Source organism: Flavobacterium restrictum, from assembly GCF_007097245.1.
Lineage (GTDB): Bacteria > Bacteroidota > Bacteroidia > Flavobacteriales > Flavobacteriaceae > Flavobacterium > Flavobacterium restrictum.
This window is the reverse complement of the sequence record NZ_VJZT01000001.1, coordinates 474824-492631: the sequence shown is the minus strand read 5'-3', so window position 1 is coordinate 492631 and position 17808 is coordinate 474824. Positions and strand designations below refer to the sequence as shown.

Below are 17808 nucleotides of genomic sequence, written 5' to 3'. Positions count from 1 at the left end.
TACTTTATAATTATTCGTGTTTTTCGCTTTCTTCAATTTTCTTATTTTCGAATTTTCACATCAACTTTTTTCTTTCTATTCTTTCTTTGGCTTCGGCAACTAGCAAATGTATTTTTTCTTCAAACTGTCTTTTTGGAGGTAAGTCTGTCCAATATTCGGCAACCATTATTCCGTCTTTGTGCATTTCGAGTAATTCAATTTGTTCTCTGCTACTTTCGGCACAAAGTATTAAACCGATAGGTGTATTTTCTCCTTCTTGCTTTTCGTATTTGTCCAGCCATTTGAGGTATAATTCCATTTGCCCTTTGTGTTTGGCTTGGAATTTACCTAATTTTTATTCTATTGCGACTAATCGTTTTAGTTTACGGTGGTAGAAAAGCAAATCTAAATTAAAATCTTCGCCGTCAATAATCATTCTTTTTTGACGTTCTACAAACGTAAAACCTTTACCTAATTCGAGTATAAAAGTTTCTAAATCGTATAGTATTGCCTCTTCTAAATCTTTTTCTAAAAATGTGTTTTGCAAACCAAATAAATCTAAAATGTAAGGATCTTTGAATGTATTGAATGGAATATTCGTTGATTCGATAATTTGTGCATCGGCAATGTTTGTTCTTTCGAAAGCTTTTAAAGCAATTTGTCTTCTTAATTCTCTGACGCTCATAAAACTATTACCCACTTGATTTGCATAAAACACTTTGGCTTCGTGGGTTTTTATTGGTAATATGGCTAAATAATGAGACCAGCTCAATTGTCGTGACAGTGTCACGACAATTTGAAAATCTGTAAACTGTTCAGCAAATTGCATCATTCGACGGAGATTTTTTACTTCAAAATTTCTACCGTATTTGTTTTCCAATTGTGCCGACACTGTCGGCACAATTTGTTTTCCGTATTCGGCACGTTTGTTTTGTAGTATATCTTGATTGATGCGATTACCAACTTGCCAAAACAAAATAGTAACAGCACTATTGGCTTGAACCGCTACTTGTTGTTTGCTTTGCTCAATAAGTTGTGATAACTCAATGAATAAATCATTTTCTGAAATTGATAAACTGTTGGTTTTATCTGCCATATAATTACTTATGCTGCTGTTGTATTATAAAAAATCTACTTTTTTTGAATTGCGAACGCAGTGCATTCGTAATTCAAAATTGTTATTTGAATAAACGCTACAATTATGTTGTGATAGCAGTTGAAACGTATAATCTACAAACATACTAAAAAGCAACGGAATGTAAGGATTGAAATTGAAAAAGGATAGACATGGTAATCAAAAAAAGTAAGAAAGATAGGTATGTATTTCTACGCAATAAAAAACGGAATTTTCTTAAAACCTATTGCAAAAAAATAAATACGGTGATTACTTTCCAATACAAAAATTAGCAAAAATATTTCCTAACAATTCGTCATTCGTAACTTGGCCAGTAATCATTCCAAACTGGTACAAGGCTTCCTTGATGTCGAGTGCCATTAAGTCGCTGGATAAATTGGTTTCGATTCCAAATTTTACTTTTTGTATTTCGTCCAAAGCTTTTAGTAAGGAATCGTAGTGCCTTGTATTAGTGACTATTGTTTCGTTATTTCGCAAAGCACCTGTATTGACAAAGGAGAGTAAGGTGTTTTGAAGTTCATCGATGCCTAGCTTGCTTTTGGCAGAAATAAGCAGGATATTTGGAATTGTAGCCTTTAGAGTATGGATGTCAGTTTCGGTTAAAACATCCATTTTATTGCCAATAATTACCAACGGTTTTAGGGGAAACTGGTTCTTTATTTTTTCGATTTCTATAATAAAATCGGAACTCGAAACTTTAAATTTTGCACTGTCAAACAAATAAACAATCACTTGCGCTTGCTCTATTTTTTCGAACGTTTTTCGTATTCCTATGCTTTCTACCACATCTTGTGTTTCTCGAATTCCGGCTGTATCTATGAATCGGAAACCAATGCCGCCAATTACCAATTCATCCTCAATTGTGTCCCGAGTGGTGCCCGCAATTTCGGATACTATGGCGCGTTCTTCGTTCAGCAAAGCGTTTAGCAAAGTCGATTTCCCTACATTGGGTTCGCCCACAATGGCTATAGGAATGCCGTTTTTGATGACGTTTCCAACCGAAAATGAGTCAATTAATCGTTTCAAGACAAACTCGATTCGGTTCAACAACTCCTGAAATTGGGTTCTATCCGCAAACTCCACATCTTCCTCGGCAAAGTCCAATTCGAGTTCGATAAGTGACGCAAAATTCAATAATTCTTCCCGTAGTTTAGCGATTTCGTTCGAGAAACCGCCTCGCATTTGCTGCATCGCAATTTGGTGTGAAGCTTCATTGTCTGATGAAATTAAATCGGCTACGGCTTCGGCTTGGCTCAAATCGAGTTTTCCGTTCAGGAACGCGCGTAAGGTAAATTCGCCTGGATCCGCCATACGACAGCCTTTACGTAGTAATAACTGAATAATTTGTTGCTGTATATAAGTTGATCCGTGGCAGGAAATCTCGATGGTATTTTCGCCCGTGTAGGAATTAGGCCCTTTGAAAATGGAAACCAAAACCTCGTCGAGCGTTTTAGTACCGTCCATAATATGCCCTAAATGCAAGGTGTGCGTTTTTTGTTGCGTGAGTTCTTTGTTTTTGATGGATTTAAAAACCGAATTGCCAATAGTAATGGCCTCGTTACCAGAAATTCGGATTATGGCTATTGCGCCTGCACCAGATGGAGTTGCCAGTGCTACTATGGAATCGTGTGGAATCATGCTCAAAATTTTAGGCAAAAGTAAGTAAAATAGGCGGTTCATTTTTCCGAGTTTACTATTTTTATTGGGGCTTATTTTTATAAATTAAGGGAACGTTAAATAACTGCCAAACTGATAATTATCAGTTATTTTAGCAGGAAGTTTGCGTAACTTTATAGGATAAATAGGGGAGTACCCTAAACATTTTTATCATGAAAAAAATACTCTTTCCTACTGATTTTTCTGACGTGGCCAACAACGCTTTTGTGCACGCACTCCAACTGGCCAAGGTGGTTCAAGGCGAATTGGTGCTTTTGCATACGTTTGAACTGCCTATAGTTGACAATCAGTTTACGCCGGATAATTATTATATGATTTTCGAATCGATGCAACTCGCTCAATTTGATTTGTTCAAAGAGGAAGTTCCAAAACTTCGGGCTCTAGCGGTCGCAAATGATTTGGGTGATATAAAATTTACGCACCGTTTAATGGATGGCGATTTAGTGTATACCATCAAAAAAGCCATTGAAGAAGAGGCGATAGATTTTGTAGTCATGGGAACTTCGGGCGCAACTGGATGGGAATCTTTTTTTATTGGTTCTAATACTGGCGCGGTATTGTCCGCTGTTACGGTTCCCGTTTTGAGTGTGCCGCTTGCCGCAAAATTCAAAAAAATAGAAACAATAGGTTTTACCACTCGTTACCGAGAAAAAGATAAAAACGCACTAAAACGAATACTGGAAATTGCCAAAAAAACCAAAGCCGAAGTACGTTGTTTGTATGTTAAAACCAGTAATTCGGACGTGTTAGCCGATACAATTAAAGCTTGGGAAAAAGAGTTTGAACACGAACCCATTCATTTTTCGGTATTGCCATCGGATGATGTTCAGGGCACTATTTTAGATTTTGTCTCTCACAAAAGCATCGATATTCTGGCAATGGTAACCTACAAAAGAAACTTTTTTGTCGAATTGTTCCATCCTAGTTTGACTCGGAAATTATCTAATTTTTCTGAAATTCCAATTTTGGCTTTGCATGAAAATTAAAAAGAGCTGCAAAAAGTGTTCTTTTTTTAGATAAACTTCAAAAAAGAATCTGCTAAATCTGGGTGAAAAATATCACCGGATGCAGCAGATTTTTTTATTTAAATCAGTTTTGAAAACCTTTCAAAATCAAAAATTATTCATACAACTAGGATGATTGGGAGCATACTTCCGCAGCAAATTCAGTAGGGAATCATAATACTCTTGTAAGATTTTGTTGTTCATTTCTGGGGATTGATCCGTAGGAATGGTAACGGGCATTTCATTCAAAAATTTTATTAATTCTGGAAATTCGTTCCGAATGGTGGTGGTGATTTTTAGAATATTTTCGTTGAGTTCGGCTTCTGTTTTCATTTTATAAAAGATTAAAAATTAACGGTAGTAGTTAGGAATTATATATTTTTTAAAACACCTGTAAATTTATTTAAACTATTTTAAATAATTGTTATATAGTTATTTGTAGGTTTTATATAATGTAAAGGTTTTACTTTTCAGATACCAATTTTTTTTGTTCCTCGGCTTTTTTCTTTTTCTTAAAAAAACCTCGCAACAAGAAATTATGTTTGGCGGCTTCCTCGATTTCCAGCAACTCTTTGGAACCTTTTTCGATGTTAGTCAAGGACGAGTCCAGTGATGTTGCTAAACGTTCGTTGGTAACCAATTTAGACAAAATGCCTTTGTCCGAGTTTAGTTTTTGGGTAAAAGCGTTGAATTCATTGGAACTTTTTTCGAGATTGTGGAGTGTTTTTTCGATTGAATTGGCATAGTCGGGATTGGTCATCAACTTGGATAATGTGCCGTTTTCGTCGTTCATTTTTTTGGTGAAAACGAGAAATTCGGTGGAGCTTAATTGCAAATTGGTCATCATTTTTTGTACGCCATTTGCAAATTCTTCGTCGGTCAAGACTTTGTTCAATGCGCCTTTTCCTTTGTTGATTTTGGTGCTAAATTCGGATAATTGTAGCGTTACAATTTGAGCATTATCCACGCTTTTTTTTAATCCCTTCATCAAATCTTCGAGTTCTATAGCTTGTGTAGAGCCAATGGTGGCGTTGTCTTTTACGATTTCGTTGGAGGATGTTCCGGGCGAAATGGTCAAAACTTTGTCGCCCATCAAGCCATCGGATCCTATGCTGGCAATGGCATCGGTTTTGATAAATTGCTGGATTTCTTCCTTTATAATCAAGTCCACCACCACGACCGAATCGGTTATAAATTCGATGTTTTTAATCGTTCCTACTGTGATGCCAGAGAACAAGACATTGTTGCCCACTTTGAGTCCGCTGACGTTTTTGAAATGTGATTTGAGATGAAAATTGGATCCAAACAAATTTTTGCTTTTGCCTATAAAATAGATTGTTACGGTAAACAATGTGATTCCCAAGAGGACAAACATTCCTAATTTCCAGGTATAATTTGAAGATTTTTTCATAATTTTTATTTGTTTAATACCCTGTCAGGGTTCAAAACCCTGACAGGGTTGAGGGTTGAAAGGGTTGATGGGATTATATAAAAAACGACCGCACCCATTCGTCTTCGCTTTTTTCTAATTCATCATAGGTTCCTTCGGCATTGATTACGCCGTCTTTGAGAATCATAATTCGGTTTCCGGTCATTTTAGCACAAGCCATATCGTGGGTGATGATGATGGATGTGGTTTTGTATTTTTTTTGTACCGAAAGAATCAATTCACTAATTTCTCGTGACGTTATGGTGTCCAAACCAGAGGTTGGTTCGTCATACAAAATGATTTCGGGGTTTATGATGAGCGTTCTAGCGAGTCCTATTCGCTTGCGCATACCGCCCGATAATTCGGCTGGCATGGTGTCGATGGCTTCCTTTAAACCCACATTTTCTAGGGCTTCGATGATTTTTTTTTCGATTTCTTCATCAGATAAATCTTTGGTGTGGTGTTTTAGCGTAAAAGCCAGATTTTGTCGCACCGACATGGAGTCGTACAAGGCGCCGTTTTGGAACATAAATCCTACTCGAACTCGGATTTTGTTCAATTCTTCGTTTTTAAGGTTGGTAATATCGGTTCCAAAAACTGCTATTTTGCCTTTATCGGCTTCGACCAAGCCGACCAAACATTTTATAGTAACCGATTTTCCAGAGCCTGAACGTCCTAGAATTACCAAATCTTCGCCTTTGTTTACAGTGAGATTTACGCCTTTTAAGACGTCATTTTTTCCGAATGATTTCCATAGGTTTTTGATGGATATGATGGTTTCGTTTGGCATAATTTCTAAAAAAACAAATCGGTTAGTTGCACCGCCATCATATCGATAATAAAGATGGCGAGCGATGCCGAAACCACGGCTTCGTTGGCAGCAATACCTACGCTTGCGGTTCCGCTGGAGGCATTAAATCCTTTGTAACAGCCTATTAAACCTATAAAAAAACCAAAGAAAAAGGTTTTGATTACGGCAGGCATCAAATCGAGAAATTCCAAATGCTCAAAAACATCCGAAAAATAGCGGTACAATCCCATATCGCCGTGTACGTTGAAACCGATATATCCTCCAAAAACACCCACAAAATCGGCATAAATAACTAATATTGGTACCATTAAAGTGGTTGCTAAAATGCGGGTCACCACCAAGTATTTATAGGGATTTATGGCCGAAACTTCCATAGCGTCTATTTGTTCGGTAACTTTCATCGAGCCCAATTCAGCTCCTATTCCCGAGGCTATTTTGCCAGCACAAATCAAGGCAGTAATCACGGGGGCAATTTCTCGAATCAAGGATAACGAAACCATGCTGGGCAACCAACTTTCGGCTCCAAACTTGGTCATTGTAGGACGGGATTGAATGGTCAAAACCAATCCCATTATAAAACCAGTGATGGAAACCAAAGGCAAGGATTTATAGCCAATGGCATAACATTGCCGAAAAAACTCGTTGATTTGAAACGGAAGTTTGACAATTTCTCGGAAAAATCGTCCCCCAAAAAGGGCAAAATTTCCAGTTTCTTCGCAAATATCTTTAAAGTAGGATTGGATCATAATGGCTGTTATTAAGAAAACCTACACGATATAAAAAAACGTGTAGGTTAAAAAAAATAGTATTTGTTAGTACCAAAACTTTTATTTTGGTGACAACTTCTTCTCTTGACAAATACTATTTAGTACTCGTTTTTAATCAAAATGGACAATTTAGTTAAAAACGATTACCAACTATTCTTGAAGTCTTTTTTCGTTGGCAATGATATCACGCAATTGTTTCACTTTGTCGTGATCTGCTTTGAGCAACGCATAGTGTTTGTTGAGCATATCTTGTTCTCTTGGACGAACTTCTTGATGATCTTGAATTAGGATTTTCTTGTAGGTATCAAGAATTACATCTTCGCCATATTCGCAGGAATCCAGAATTGCTTTTCGATCGCTTCCTGTAAAAGCGGCTTTGACATCCATCCAAACTCTAAAGAATTTTCCGGTAACTCGCGTGCCTTCATCTGGAGTTGCTCCCAATCGAGTTACCTCGGCGACTAACTCTTTTCGGTTTTGTACGCTGGTTTCCATCAAATCTCCAAAAAGCATTTTCAAATCGGTTTCTTTGGCCTCTGCTTCGGCGGTTTTATAACCCTCGATTCGGTCGTTATTGATTATAATTAAGGAGTTTAATACTTCAATTATGTTCTCGTTTTCCATTTTTATATGATTTAAAGTTTGTTATTTTGTTTTGTAAAATTCTATATATTAGGGTTTTAAACTGTTATATAACTTTTAGAATAAGTTGTAATATTCCTAGATTTTGGATTTTTTTTGGAATGGGTTTGCTATAATTTTTTTGTATGACTTTGAATTTCTTCAATTTCACATTTTTCTCTTTTAATATCTTGCCGAATAAAAGCAAAAAGACTCATATAAACATTGGCAATCCAAACCAACGAAAACAGCGCAATGGCATAACCTCGCCAATCGTCTAAAAGCAATTTAAAGTCCGTGAAAAAGATGAAAAACAAGCTCACATAATGACTAAAACAATATTCGCAAGTAAAAAGATAGAATAGTTTGCGCTGCACTATTGTTTTGGAATTTTGACTTTTCCGAACACAAAAATCTCGTGGCTCTTTGAAAATTTCCTCGTGCGTAACCGTCCAAGCCACACAGGCAATGGGAATTGCAAGTACAAAAAGCCAGATTAATTGGGTAGCCAAATCCATTATTTTTGACTTACTTCAACACATTTCAAAAAATTATCGATAAAAATTTGTGCAAATTCATCCATTTCTTGAGGGTCAATTGGAAGACCAAATTCGTCAAATTTCTCTTGAACTTTGGATACTGGAAAGTTTTTAGAAACACACAGCGCACCAATTTTCCAAAATATAAATTGCAAATGGGTGATTGCTTGCAACCCACCAAAATCGCCTGACGAAGCCGTCGAAAAAGCAATGGGTTTTCCTTGCCATTCTTCGTACAATAAATCGATTGCATTTTTTAAACTGGCAGGAATACTGCCATTGTACTCTGGAGTTACAATGATAATTCCGTCCGAAGCAACAATTTTACTTTTAAATTCCAATGCAATCCTACTCGGATTGGGTTGGTATTTTAGTGGGGATTCAAAAAGTGGAAAATTATAGGATGCCAGATCCAAAATTTCGACGGTTGCTAGCCTATTTTCGTTTAAAAAGTGTTGGAAATAAAGGGCTATATTGTGGCTTTTTCGACCTGTTCTGATACTTGATGATAGAATTGAAATGTGCATGATTTTGAGTTTTTATTTTAAATGCGCTCTTAAAAACCAAGCCATTTTTTCGTGGGTTACTATAAGTCCAGTTACAAAATCGGCGGTGCCTAAATCCTTAAAATCATCGCTAATAGGCGTAATAATTTCTCGAATATAAAGGATAATACTTTCGTGACTTTCTAACAATTCACGCATAAAACCTTGACTATCATTTTGATGTTCCGTAACTTCTGAAAGATGTGTCAAACTTAAAAAATTTTTCAATGATGAGGCGGTATAATGCCCAATGGCACGAATTCGCTCGGCAATGTTATCCGTAATTTCGTCAATTTGACCAAATTGTGATTCAAAAAATTTATGAACATCATAAAAATCGGCACCTTCTATATTCCAGTGTGCGTTTTTGGTTTTGGTATAAAGTACAAATTCATCTGCCAATAATTTCTGCAAATAATTAGCTACTGCCTCCGTGTTTTTTTCTGTAATTCCGATGTTTGGTTTCATAATAAAATTTTTAATTTATAACCACAAAGTTGCCAATCAAAAACTGTTTTTTTGTTATACAAAAAGAATGGAATCTTGTATAATTCATAGTTTTTTAATTGATTATGAGGAGTTTAGTTATCTTTATATCAAATAAATAAAAAGGTATGGCAACACTCATTTTAATCCGCCACGGACAATCGATTTACAATCTCGAAAACCGTTTTACAGGCAGTTTGGACATTGGTTTGACCGCATTGGGCGCAAAAGAAGCGCAATGGGCTGGACAAAAATTGGTGGGTTACACATTTGATTTTGCCTATACTTCGACATTGAAAAGAGCGCAGGAAAGTTTGCGAATTATTCTGGAGGAAATCCATCAAAATAACATTCCCATCATTCTTGACAAAGCTTTGAACGAAAGAGATTACGGTAGTTTGCAAGGTTTGAATAAAGACGAAACCATTGCAAAATATGGATTGAAGCAAGTCGAAATTTGGCGAAGAAGTTATGCCATTCGTCCGCCCAATGGCGAAAGTTTAGAAGACACTTTCAAGCGAACGATTCCGTTTTATCAACACGCAATTGAGCCACAATTAAAATTGGATCAAACCATTTTGATTGTGGCTCACGGCAATAGTTTGCGGGCTTTAGTGATGTATTTAGAGCATATTAGCCCTGAACATATTTCAAATTTGAACATTCCAACGGGTATCCCAAAAAAGTATGTTTTTGATGCCAATTTGAAGGTTTTACAAGTCAATTATTTGTAATTATACTTCTAATATTTAATATAAAAGATTGAAAAATTTTAAAGAACTCTTTATTTTATTTTTGAAATTAAGGTCTAAATTCCAATCGTTTAAAATAATCTCGAACAAAATGATGCTGCTCGGTATCGGTCATTTTATCGGCGTTTTTTACTTCGATTATAATTGTATCGTATTTATGATCTTTTTTCAAAAAATGAAACAATTCAACTTTGGCATCTGTTGGTCCAAACAGAAGTACCTCATCGAAATTTTGGATAACCGCAGCTAAATTTTTATAAAAAGTGGCGTGTTTGTGCTGTTCTTTGTTGTGCATTTCGCTTTCGCTGCGTTGCAACGTTTCTACTTTGTCTTGAAAAGTAAAATCGGAAGTAATGGTTTTAGTTTCTTTTACTTCCGAAGAAAATTCGATTAAATGCGCATTCGAATGATCCATCCAAATGCCTAATTTTTTTAGTGTTTTCATTGTTTTATTTTTGATTGTTAGATATTTTTTTTGTGATTCTTGATTTTTGCTGTAATTAGTCATTTTTTTTTAAGCTAAATAGCAATCATCGTATAATGTCGTGTTTTAAAACTAGATAAAATTAAGTAATATACTGATTTTGAATAATTAACATCAATATTACTTCATTTGACTTTACCACTTTTAAACTTTCGACTTACTTATATATCCGCCAGTTGCCACAACCATATTGCTTTTTTTTGATTGAGTTTTTGAAACTGCATGGCCACCAAATTGAACCCTTTTTTGCTCATGCGCCAATCGGTGTGGATGGTGTTGGTTTGGGCATCAAATACATAGATTTTCTTGAAGTGTAGTTTGCTTTCGATACCCACTAAATAGCAAATCGAGAGGGCGTTTTTTATGGCTTCGTCCATTTCGTCGTCGGCTATTTCTTGAATTAATTTCAAATTAAAAGTCGAATAGTGCAAGTTGGCGTGCAAAATAGACTCTTTTAATGGGGTCAAAAAAGCCAAATAATTTTGGGTAACGTACGGAACAAGGACGTGTTTTTTCATTGTAAAATAGTTTAGGAAATGGCTTTCAGTTCTTCAAATAATGCTTTTTGTTTGTCGGTCAATTGAATAGGAATTTCTATTTGAATCAACATATAAAAATCGCCAAAAGTGCCTGCTTTTTCATAAACGGGCATTCCTTTTCCTTTCAATCGAATGGTTTTTCCGTTTTGCGTTCCAGCAGGAATTTTGATTTTCAACTTGCCCGATATTGTTTCGATAATTATGTCATTTCCTAAAATTGCATCATATAAATTGATAGTTGCTGTTTGATGCAGATCGTCGCCTTTACGAATGAACTTTGGGTTATCTATAACTCGAATCCGAACAAACAAATCGCCCCGATTCGCATCCGAACTGCCTTTGGCTCCTTTGTTTTTAATGCGCAATTGTTGATCGGTATACGCTCCAGGCTTGGTAGTAACGCGAAGTTTTTCGTTTTCTAATTGAATAATTCGGCTGGTTCCTGTGTAGGCTTCCTCGAGCGAAATTTCCATTTCGGTTTCGTAATCGCCTCCTTTTCGGGATTGGTTTTGTTGCGGATTGCCGCCTCGTTGTTGGGCAAAAAACTGCTCGAAAAAATCAGAGAAATCTTCTTGATTTCCGCCACCAAAACCTTGATTTTGTTGGCGATACTGCCTGTTTTGACCTTGTTGTTGGTTTTGAGCCTGCTGGTTTTGTTGCCAATTTTCGCCCAAGTCATCGTATTTTTTTCGTTTTTCGGGATTGCCCAAAACTTCATTGGCTTCGTTGACTAGTTTAAAATTTTCCTCGGCTTTCTTGTCGCCCAAATTTTTGTCGGGATGGTATTTTTTGGCCAAGGTGCGGTAGGCCTTTTTCACTTCGGCGGGTGTGGCTTTTTTGTCTATTTCTAATATTTTGTAGTAGTCTTTATAGTCCACGATTTGAAATTATTTAATGAAATTTTAGGACAAGGAACTTATACTTTAACAATCATTTTTCCAGTATTTTCGCCTTTAAACAATCCAATTAATGCGGCTGGCAAATTGTCAAAACCATTTTCGATAGTTTCGGTAAATTTTAATTTTCCGTCTTTTACCCATTCACTTAAATGCTTGATTCCTTCGGGAAAATCAGTGCTAAAATTGCCTACGATAAACCCTTGCATCAACACACTTCGGGTTAATAGCATGGGTTGAATTCTGGGACCAACTGGAGTTTCGGTGCTATTGTAAAGCGAAATTTGTCCGCACAAAGCAATACGAGCTTTAAAATTAATATTGGCAATAACGGCATCAGAAATTGCTCCGCCCACATTGTCATAATAAATATCGACACCATTGGGACAAAATTTTGCGATTTCTTTTTCTAGATTTTTAGTAGTTTTATAATTTATAACTTCGTCAAAACCGAATTTTTCTTTCAAAAGATTCCCTTTTTCGTCGGAACCCGCAATACCAATAACTCGGCATCCTTGAATTTTGGCAATTTGCCCAACCACAATTCCTACAGCACCTGCAGCACCAGAAACAACAACCGTTTTGCCTTTTTTGGGTTTTCCAATGTGCATCAATCCAAAATAGGCGGTGAGTCCAGTCATTCCTAAAACGCCTAAATAATAGCTTTCGGGGACAACTTTTGTATCGATTTTTCGCAACCCTTTTTCGGAAACAACAGATTGTACTTGCCACGGCAACATGCCAACTACACAATCTCCTTTTTTAAAATTGTTAGATTTACTTTCCAAAACAGTTGCCGTTACACCTCCGTTTATGGGTTTATCAATTTGAAAAGGTTCCGCATACGATTTGGCATCGTTCATTCGCCCTCTCATATAGGGATCTACCGAAAAATAGTTTGGTTTTAGCAACACTTCACCGTTTTTTATTTCGGATAATGTTATGGTTTCCGTTCTAAAATTGGCAGTTGTTGGTGTTCCTTTTGGTCTTGATGCTAGAACAATTTGTTTGGTTTTCATTGCTATTTTATTTTAATTTTGTTCTTTTTTTGAATCTAATACGGCTAACAATTCATTGGCAACAGCAGCTGCCGAGGCAAGATTTTGCCCCGTAATTAGCAAGCCATCTTTCACTACATAGCTTTTACAATCGTCGTTTTTAGAATAAATTCCCCCCTTATTTTTAAGTTCATCCTCAAGAGAATAGGGAACAATTTTGTCGAGATGTGCTGCTTTTTCTTCGGTGTTTGAAAAACCAGTAACTTTTTTTCCTTTTATCAAAAAAGCACCATTTTTATCTTTGACATTTAGTAAAACCGAAGGCGCATAACAAACAGCTGCTATTGGTTTTTTGGCATCCCAAAAATCTTCAATTAATTTTATAGAATTTTTATCAATGGTCAAATCCCATAATGGTCCGTGTCCTCCAACACAAAATACAGCATCAAAATTCTTGGCAAATACCTCTTGTAATTTGTATGTATTGGCCATTAATTGCAACAATTTTTGGTCAGTTTTGTATCTAATTGTAGACTCGGTTTGGTTTTCGGGGGTGTCACTTCTAGGATCTACAAGCGGTTGTCCACCCTTTGGGGATGCCAATGTAATTTTGGCTTCAGTTGCTTTGAATAGATAATATGGAGTGGCAAATTCCTCGATACAAAAACCCATTTTTCTGATGGTGTTGGTTAATTTGCAATGCGATGTAAGTACGATTAGTATTTTCATTTTTTTAAATTTCAATTTGGCCTTCAGTAGTTTCAATAGCATTGTTTCCTTTTATCGTAGGTGCAATTACTTTAAAGAAATTGATCATCTTTTGGTTTTCGCTATCCCAATAGTGAGCCTTTTTGGGAACTATTTTTAGTAAAGAAATATTGGTATCATCGACACCATCTTGAAACCAAACTTGTAATAAAGGATTCCATAATTTTGCTATTTTATCTTTATCAGTAACTATAGTTGCCTGACCGCTAACGGATAAATAGGAATTTTTTTCGGGTGAGGAAAAATACAAGTGTACCTTTTTATGGGTTGTAATATCTCGATTTCTGTCGCTATCTAAACCACTAAAAAACCAAATAGCACCTTCTTGATCCACAAATTGAGCTGTCATTACGGTTGATGACCTATCATTTTCGTTTTTTAAATCGGTAGCAAAAAAACAGAATTTAATCCCATCGACCATTTGTATCAGTTTTAATATTCCATCTTTTTTGTCTAAATTTTCTATACTATTCATAATCGATTTTATTAAGTTTTTAAAAATAAAATTCTGAATCACCATTTTTTTAGGTTAATTAACGATTATCTAACTCGTGTACCTTTTCGTTGGTCACTAGCGGAAAATTGGAAAACCCATAGTGTTTTAGATGTCGTTGCGCCAACTTATCAAATTAACAAAAAATGGCAAACAGAATTTATTTTTGGTTATATTTCAAAATGTACCTCGGAGGTTATTGGGATGTTCAATACTTTGGAAATCAAGCAATTTTTCTCGGCATCCTTTGTAATGGTTGAAAATTCCTCGGCGGTAATTCCTGGTACTGCACCCGAAATATTCAAGTGCATTCCTGTAATGTTGAGTCCCTCCATGGTTAGGGTGGCTTCGGTGTTTAATTTAGTTGGTGTAAATCCTTTGGCGTTGAGCATTGACGTTACTGCCATTGTAAAACAACCCGCGTGTGCGGCGGCTAGTAATTCTTCTGGGTTTGTGCCTTTTTGGTTTTCTTCAAAACGGGTTTTGAAACTGTAATTGGTGTTGTCGAGAACGCCACTTTGTGTGGATAGTGTTCCTGTACCTTCTTTGAGGTTTCCCTCCCAATGTGCTTTTGCTGTTCGTATCATTTTTTTTAGTTTAAAAGTTATTTAGTCCTAACGTTGTAAAGTCTTCCAGTCGAAAGTCAGAATCTTAAAGACTTTATGACCTTCGACTTTTGACTTTCAAACTATTTTTACATTGGGTCTGAAAATTCGCTAATGCGAACGAGTTTTCTGTTGACAAATTCTTGGATGCCGAGTTCGGATAGTTCCCTGCCATAACCCGAATTTTTGGTACCTCCAAAGGGCAATTCGGCGGTAGTCCAAGTGGGGTGATTTATAGTAACCATTCCTGCATCGATATGATTAGCGATGTTTTTGGCTCTGTCTATGTTGTTCGAAAAAATAGAACATCCTAGACCATAACTGGAATCGTTGGCGAGTTTGATGGCTTCATTTTCGTCCTTGACCACATAGTAGGATACTACGGGACCGAATAATTCTTGGTAATAAACAGGGTTTTCGGGTTTGATGTCGGTTAGGATTGTAGGATCCATGAAGGCACCTTCGCAATTGGTTCGAGTGCCACCCAAGAGTAGTTTTGCGCCTGCATCGATGGCTTTTTTTACCTGATCGGCAATGTGTACTGCGGCATCTTCGCTGGAAAGTGGGCCTAGTTGGGTTTTGGGGTTCATGGGGTCGCCGAGGACTAAATTTTTCATTTGTTGGGTAAATTTTTCTAGGAATTCATCTGCAATTTCTTGTACAACAATAAACCGTTTGGCAGCCACGCAACATTCGCCATTGTTGTTTATACGACCTATAATTCCCCATTTTACGGCTTCGTCAATATCGGCATCCTCTAGGACAATATAGGCATCGCTGCCGCCCAATTCGAGCACCGATTTTTTGATGTATTTTCCTGCTTGTTCGGCAATACTCGATCCTGCTTCCTCGCTACCGGTGAGCGATACGCCCTTGATACGAGTGTCTGAAACTAGTGCCGATGCGCGTTTTCCGGAGATGAGTAGGTTGGTGTAAACGCCAACTGGAACGCCTGCATCTATAAATAATTTTTCGATGGCAATGGCGCATTGTGGTACCATCGAGGCGTGTTTTACGAGTACGGTGTTGCCTATCATGAGGTTGGGAGCGGCAAAACGAGCGACTTGGTAAAAGGGAAAATTCCAAGGTTCTACGCCCAAAATGGTACCCAGTGGGCTTTGTTTGTAATAGGCTTTTCCGAATTTTGGATTGAGGTATTTATCTGCTAGAAAAGTGGGGCCGTGCTCGGCATAATAGTCAAAAATATCGGCACTCAAATCGATTTCGGCCTCGGCTTGGGCAATGAGTTTTCCCATTTCAAGGGTAATTGTTTTGGCGAGTTCTGCTTTTCGTTCTCGCATTAATTTGGAGACTTTGATGAGCATTTCGGTGCGGTGTTCGTAGCTGGTTTTTTTCCAACTTTCGAATGCTTCGGCCGATTGTGCTACGAGATTGTCCAGCGTTACTTCGGACATTTCTTCGAATGATTGTACCACTTTGTTGTTAAATGGATTTACGGTTTGTATGGACATGATGTTGTGAATTTATTTGTTTTTACGTTTTATTTAATTTCGTTTTTTAGTTCTCTATTCTCTTCAAAATCGGTGAAGTTTTGGATGGATATTTTGGCTATTTCGGTAACGGCTTCTTGGGTATAAAAGGCTTGATGCGGTGTGATTAAAACGTTGTTGAAGGATAATAATCGTTCAAAAACATCGTCTTGTATGACGGTTTGCGATTGGTCTTTGAAAAACAAGCTGCCTTCGTTTTCGTAAACATCGATTCCTAAATAGCCAATTTGTTGGTTTTTTAAAGCTTCGATAGCCTCTTTGGTGTTGATTATTCCGCCACGGCTGGTGTTGATAATCATTGCACCTTTTTTTATTTTACCGAAGGCTTTTTTATCAAATAAATGAGTGGTTTTTGGTGTTAATGGGCAATGAATGGATATAATATCCGATTGAGAAAGTAGGTCGGTAAAGGTTTTATACTGCACCCCTTTTTGTTTTAAATCCTCATTTTCTTTGACATCAAAAGCGATTATTTTACATTCAAAACCCAGCATAATGGCACAAAATGCACGACCAATTTTGCCTGTTCCCACCACACCAACGGTTTTATTACATAGATTAAAACCCATTAAATGTTCCAACGAAAAATTATTTTCTCGAACCTGATTGTAGGCTTTGTGGGTTTTTCTATTCAAGGTCATGATTAGGGCAACAGCGTGTTCGGCAACGGCTTGAGGCGAATAGGCGGGTACTCTCAAGACTTTGATGTTGTTTGTATTAGCTGATTTTAAATCCACATTGTCGTATCCTGCACTTCGCAAATCGATGAGTTGTACTCCTAATTTTGCTAATTTCTGGATGCAACTTTTATCCATTTTATCTGTTCCAAAAACACAAACTGCGCGGAATCCTTTGGTTAAATGGCTTGTTGTAGCGTTTAGTGATTCGTTAAAAAAAACCAATTCGTGCTTGTTGTCCACATTAAATTTTGTGAAATATTCCCGTTCGTAAAATTGAGTTCCAAATAGGGCTACTTTCATTTTTTTAATTTTTTAAAACCACTATTGCTATTGATTATCCTCGTCCAAATCGTTGTGATCATCGCCACCAATGCTGTAGGAATTGTTTTCTTCGTCTTCGCTTCCTATATTTTCTTGATCGTCATCGAGTTCCGTTCCAGGAATATCTAGGTCATCTCCTGATTGATCTTGGTCGAAATTTTTCTCGTTCCAAGTAGGATTTTTTTGGATTTTGATACTTTCTTTGTTTATCGAAATATTTTCGGGATCGATGTCAAATTCTTTGTCGAATTTGTTGTAGATATCCTCGTTTTCGGGATATTTTGGATAGCCATCTTGGTCTTCCAACTGCTCGTTTGGCGCTTTTGGAAATTTTTCTGTGTTTTTCATGGTATAAAAAATTAGGATTTTCGCAATTCTTCTTCCAAGATTTTTTTCTTGTCTTGGTACTCGGATTCAGTGATTTTTCCTTCGGCATAGCGTTTTTGCAAAATGGAATAAGCCGACTCTTTTTTGCTTCTTTGCCCCGGAATATCATACGGAATCACAAAAATCCAAAACAATAAAACTATCCATAAACCCCACCAAATGCCTGTCATTCCGTAATAATAATTGTCGTAATACATGATTTTTCTTTTTTTATCTCCATTTCAGCCCTTTCGCCGTGGTGATGAGGGAGCCGAGATACGAGAGTTATTGTTACTTTTTTTTGTCTTTTGTTTTTGTCTTTTTTCTTTTTTTTGCGTGAGGGATGGTAGTGGAGCTCTTTTTTTTGCCTACCCTGTCAGGGTTCAAAACCCTGACAGGGTA

General features: G+C 36.8%; 22 protein-coding genes and 1 pseudogene. 2 read left to right on the top strand and 21 right to left on the bottom strand.

Features of this window, described 5'->3' with window-relative positions; genetic code table 11:
- Positions 1–55 precede the first annotated feature (55 nt).
- Both FNW21_RS02110 and mnmE read right to left on the bottom strand, forming a co-directional pair.
- A pseudogene (locus tag FNW21_RS02110) lies at positions 56–1075 on the bottom strand (PDDEXK nuclease domain-containing protein).
- Between the two features lie 288 nt (positions 1076–1363).
- A complete protein-coding gene (mnmE, locus tag FNW21_RS02105; RefSeq protein ID WP_144255074.1) occupies positions 1364–2752 on the bottom strand; it encodes a tRNA uridine-5-carboxymethylaminomethyl(34) synthesis GTPase MnmE in 1389 nt (462 codons plus the stop codon).
- Between the two features lie 191 nt (positions 2753–2943).
- On the opposite strand from mnmE, the gene FNW21_RS02100 reads away from it, so the two are divergent.
- Positions 2944–3777: a universal stress protein gene (locus tag FNW21_RS02100; RefSeq protein ID WP_144255073.1), complete on the top strand. Its 834-nt coding sequence runs from the start codon at positions 2944–2946 to the stop codon at positions 3775–3777.
- 126 nt (positions 3778–3903) lie between these two features.
- On the opposite strand, the gene FNW21_RS02095 is transcribed toward FNW21_RS02100, so the two are convergent.
- The 8 genes from FNW21_RS02095 to FNW21_RS02060 form a co-directional block, all read right to left on the bottom strand.
- Positions 3904–4128, bottom strand: coding sequence for a hypothetical protein (locus FNW21_RS02095; RefSeq protein WP_144255072.1), 225 nt, complete (start codon positions 4126–4128; stop codon positions 3904–3906).
- Between the two features lie 130 nt (positions 4129–4258).
- Positions 4259–5206 (bottom strand): MlaD family protein, encoded by a 948-nt coding sequence (locus FNW21_RS02090; RefSeq protein WP_144255071.1) that lies wholly within the window; start codon positions 5204–5206, stop codon positions 4259–4261.
- Positions 5207–5279: 73 nt separating this feature from the next.
- On the bottom strand, positions 5280–6014 hold the full coding sequence (locus FNW21_RS02085; protein WP_144255070.1) for an ABC transporter ATP-binding protein: 735 nt from the start codon (positions 6012–6014) through the stop codon (positions 5280–5282).
- A 5-nt stretch (positions 6015–6019) separates the two neighbouring features.
- Entirely contained in the window at positions 6020–6781 is a 762-nt protein-coding gene (locus FNW21_RS02080) for an MlaE family ABC transporter permease (protein ID WP_144255069.1), read from the bottom strand.
- 171 nt (positions 6782–6952) lie between these two features.
- Entirely contained in the window at positions 6953–7426 is a 474-nt protein-coding gene (locus FNW21_RS02075; protein ID WP_144255068.1) for a ferritin-like domain-containing protein, read from the bottom strand.
- Between the two features lie 128 nt (positions 7427–7554).
- Positions 7555–7941 (bottom strand): hypothetical protein, encoded by a 387-nt coding sequence (locus tag FNW21_RS02070; protein WP_144255067.1) that lies wholly within the window; start codon positions 7939–7941, stop codon positions 7555–7557.
- Positions 7941–8489, bottom strand: coding sequence for an NADPH-dependent FMN reductase (locus tag FNW21_RS02065; protein WP_144255066.1), 549 nt, complete (start codon positions 8487–8489; stop codon positions 7941–7943). Before FNW21_RS02065 ends, FNW21_RS02070 begins: the two co-directional genes overlap by 1 nt.
- Positions 8490–8501: 12 nt before the next feature.
- A complete protein-coding gene (locus tag FNW21_RS02060) occupies positions 8502–8975 on the bottom strand; it encodes a Dps family protein (RefSeq protein ID WP_144255065.1) in 474 nt (157 codons plus the stop codon).
- A 146-nt stretch (positions 8976–9121) separates the two neighbouring features.
- Between FNW21_RS02060 and FNW21_RS02055 the strand changes: the two genes are divergently transcribed.
- A complete protein-coding gene (locus FNW21_RS02055; RefSeq protein ID WP_144255064.1) occupies positions 9122–9727 on the top strand; it encodes a 2,3-bisphosphoglycerate-dependent phosphoglycerate mutase in 606 nt (201 codons plus the stop codon).
- A gap of 67 nt (positions 9728–9794) precedes the next feature.
- On the opposite strand, the gene FNW21_RS02050 is transcribed toward FNW21_RS02055, so the two are convergent.
- The 11 genes from FNW21_RS02050 to FNW21_RS02000 all read right to left on the bottom strand — a co-directional run bounded on the left by FNW21_RS02050 (position 9795) and on the right by FNW21_RS02000 (position 17624).
- Entirely contained in the window at positions 9795–10190 is a 396-nt protein-coding gene (locus tag FNW21_RS02050; protein WP_144255063.1) for a hypothetical protein, read from the bottom strand.
- A gap of 200 nt (positions 10191–10390) precedes the next feature.
- A complete protein-coding gene (locus FNW21_RS02045; protein ID WP_144255062.1) occupies positions 10391–10747 on the bottom strand; it encodes a hypothetical protein in 357 nt (118 codons plus the stop codon).
- An 11-nt stretch (positions 10748–10758) separates the two neighbouring features.
- Positions 10759–11646, bottom strand: a complete 888-nt coding sequence (locus FNW21_RS02040) for a DnaJ C-terminal domain-containing protein (RefSeq protein ID WP_144255061.1) — start codon at positions 11644–11646, stop codon at positions 10759–10761.
- Between the two features lie 38 nt (positions 11647–11684).
- A complete protein-coding gene (locus FNW21_RS02035) occupies positions 11685–12683 on the bottom strand; it encodes an NADP-dependent oxidoreductase (protein ID WP_144255060.1) in 999 nt (332 codons plus the stop codon).
- Positions 12684–12695: 12 nt separating this feature from the next.
- Positions 12696–13391, bottom strand: a complete 696-nt coding sequence (locus FNW21_RS02030) for a type 1 glutamine amidotransferase domain-containing protein (protein WP_144255059.1) — start codon at positions 13389–13391, stop codon at positions 12696–12698.
- A 4-nt stretch (positions 13392–13395) separates the two neighbouring features.
- On the bottom strand, positions 13396–13905 hold the full coding sequence (locus FNW21_RS02025) for a pyridoxamine 5'-phosphate oxidase family protein (RefSeq protein ID WP_185963864.1): 510 nt from the start codon (positions 13903–13905) through the stop codon (positions 13396–13398).
- Between the two features lie 188 nt (positions 13906–14093).
- Positions 14094–14510 (bottom strand): OsmC family protein, encoded by a 417-nt coding sequence (locus tag FNW21_RS02020; RefSeq protein WP_144255057.1) that lies wholly within the window; start codon positions 14508–14510, stop codon positions 14094–14096.
- A 107-nt stretch (positions 14511–14617) separates the two neighbouring features.
- Positions 14618–16000 (bottom strand): NAD-dependent succinate-semialdehyde dehydrogenase, encoded by a 1383-nt coding sequence (locus FNW21_RS02015; RefSeq protein ID WP_144255056.1) that lies wholly within the window; start codon positions 15998–16000, stop codon positions 14618–14620.
- A 29-nt stretch (positions 16001–16029) separates the two neighbouring features.
- Positions 16030–17019, bottom strand: a complete 990-nt coding sequence (locus tag FNW21_RS02010) for a 2-hydroxyacid dehydrogenase (protein WP_144255055.1) — start codon at positions 17017–17019, stop codon at positions 16030–16032.
- A 27-nt stretch (positions 17020–17046) separates the two neighbouring features.
- Complete coding sequence (locus tag FNW21_RS02005) at positions 17047–17388, bottom strand: hypothetical protein (RefSeq protein ID WP_144255054.1); 342 nt, start codon at positions 17386–17388, stop codon at positions 17047–17049.
- Between the two features lie 11 nt (positions 17389–17399).
- Positions 17400–17624 (bottom strand): SHOCT domain-containing protein, encoded by a 225-nt coding sequence (locus FNW21_RS02000; RefSeq protein ID WP_144255053.1) that lies wholly within the window; start codon positions 17622–17624, stop codon positions 17400–17402.
- Positions 17625–17808: the final 184 nt, after the last annotated feature.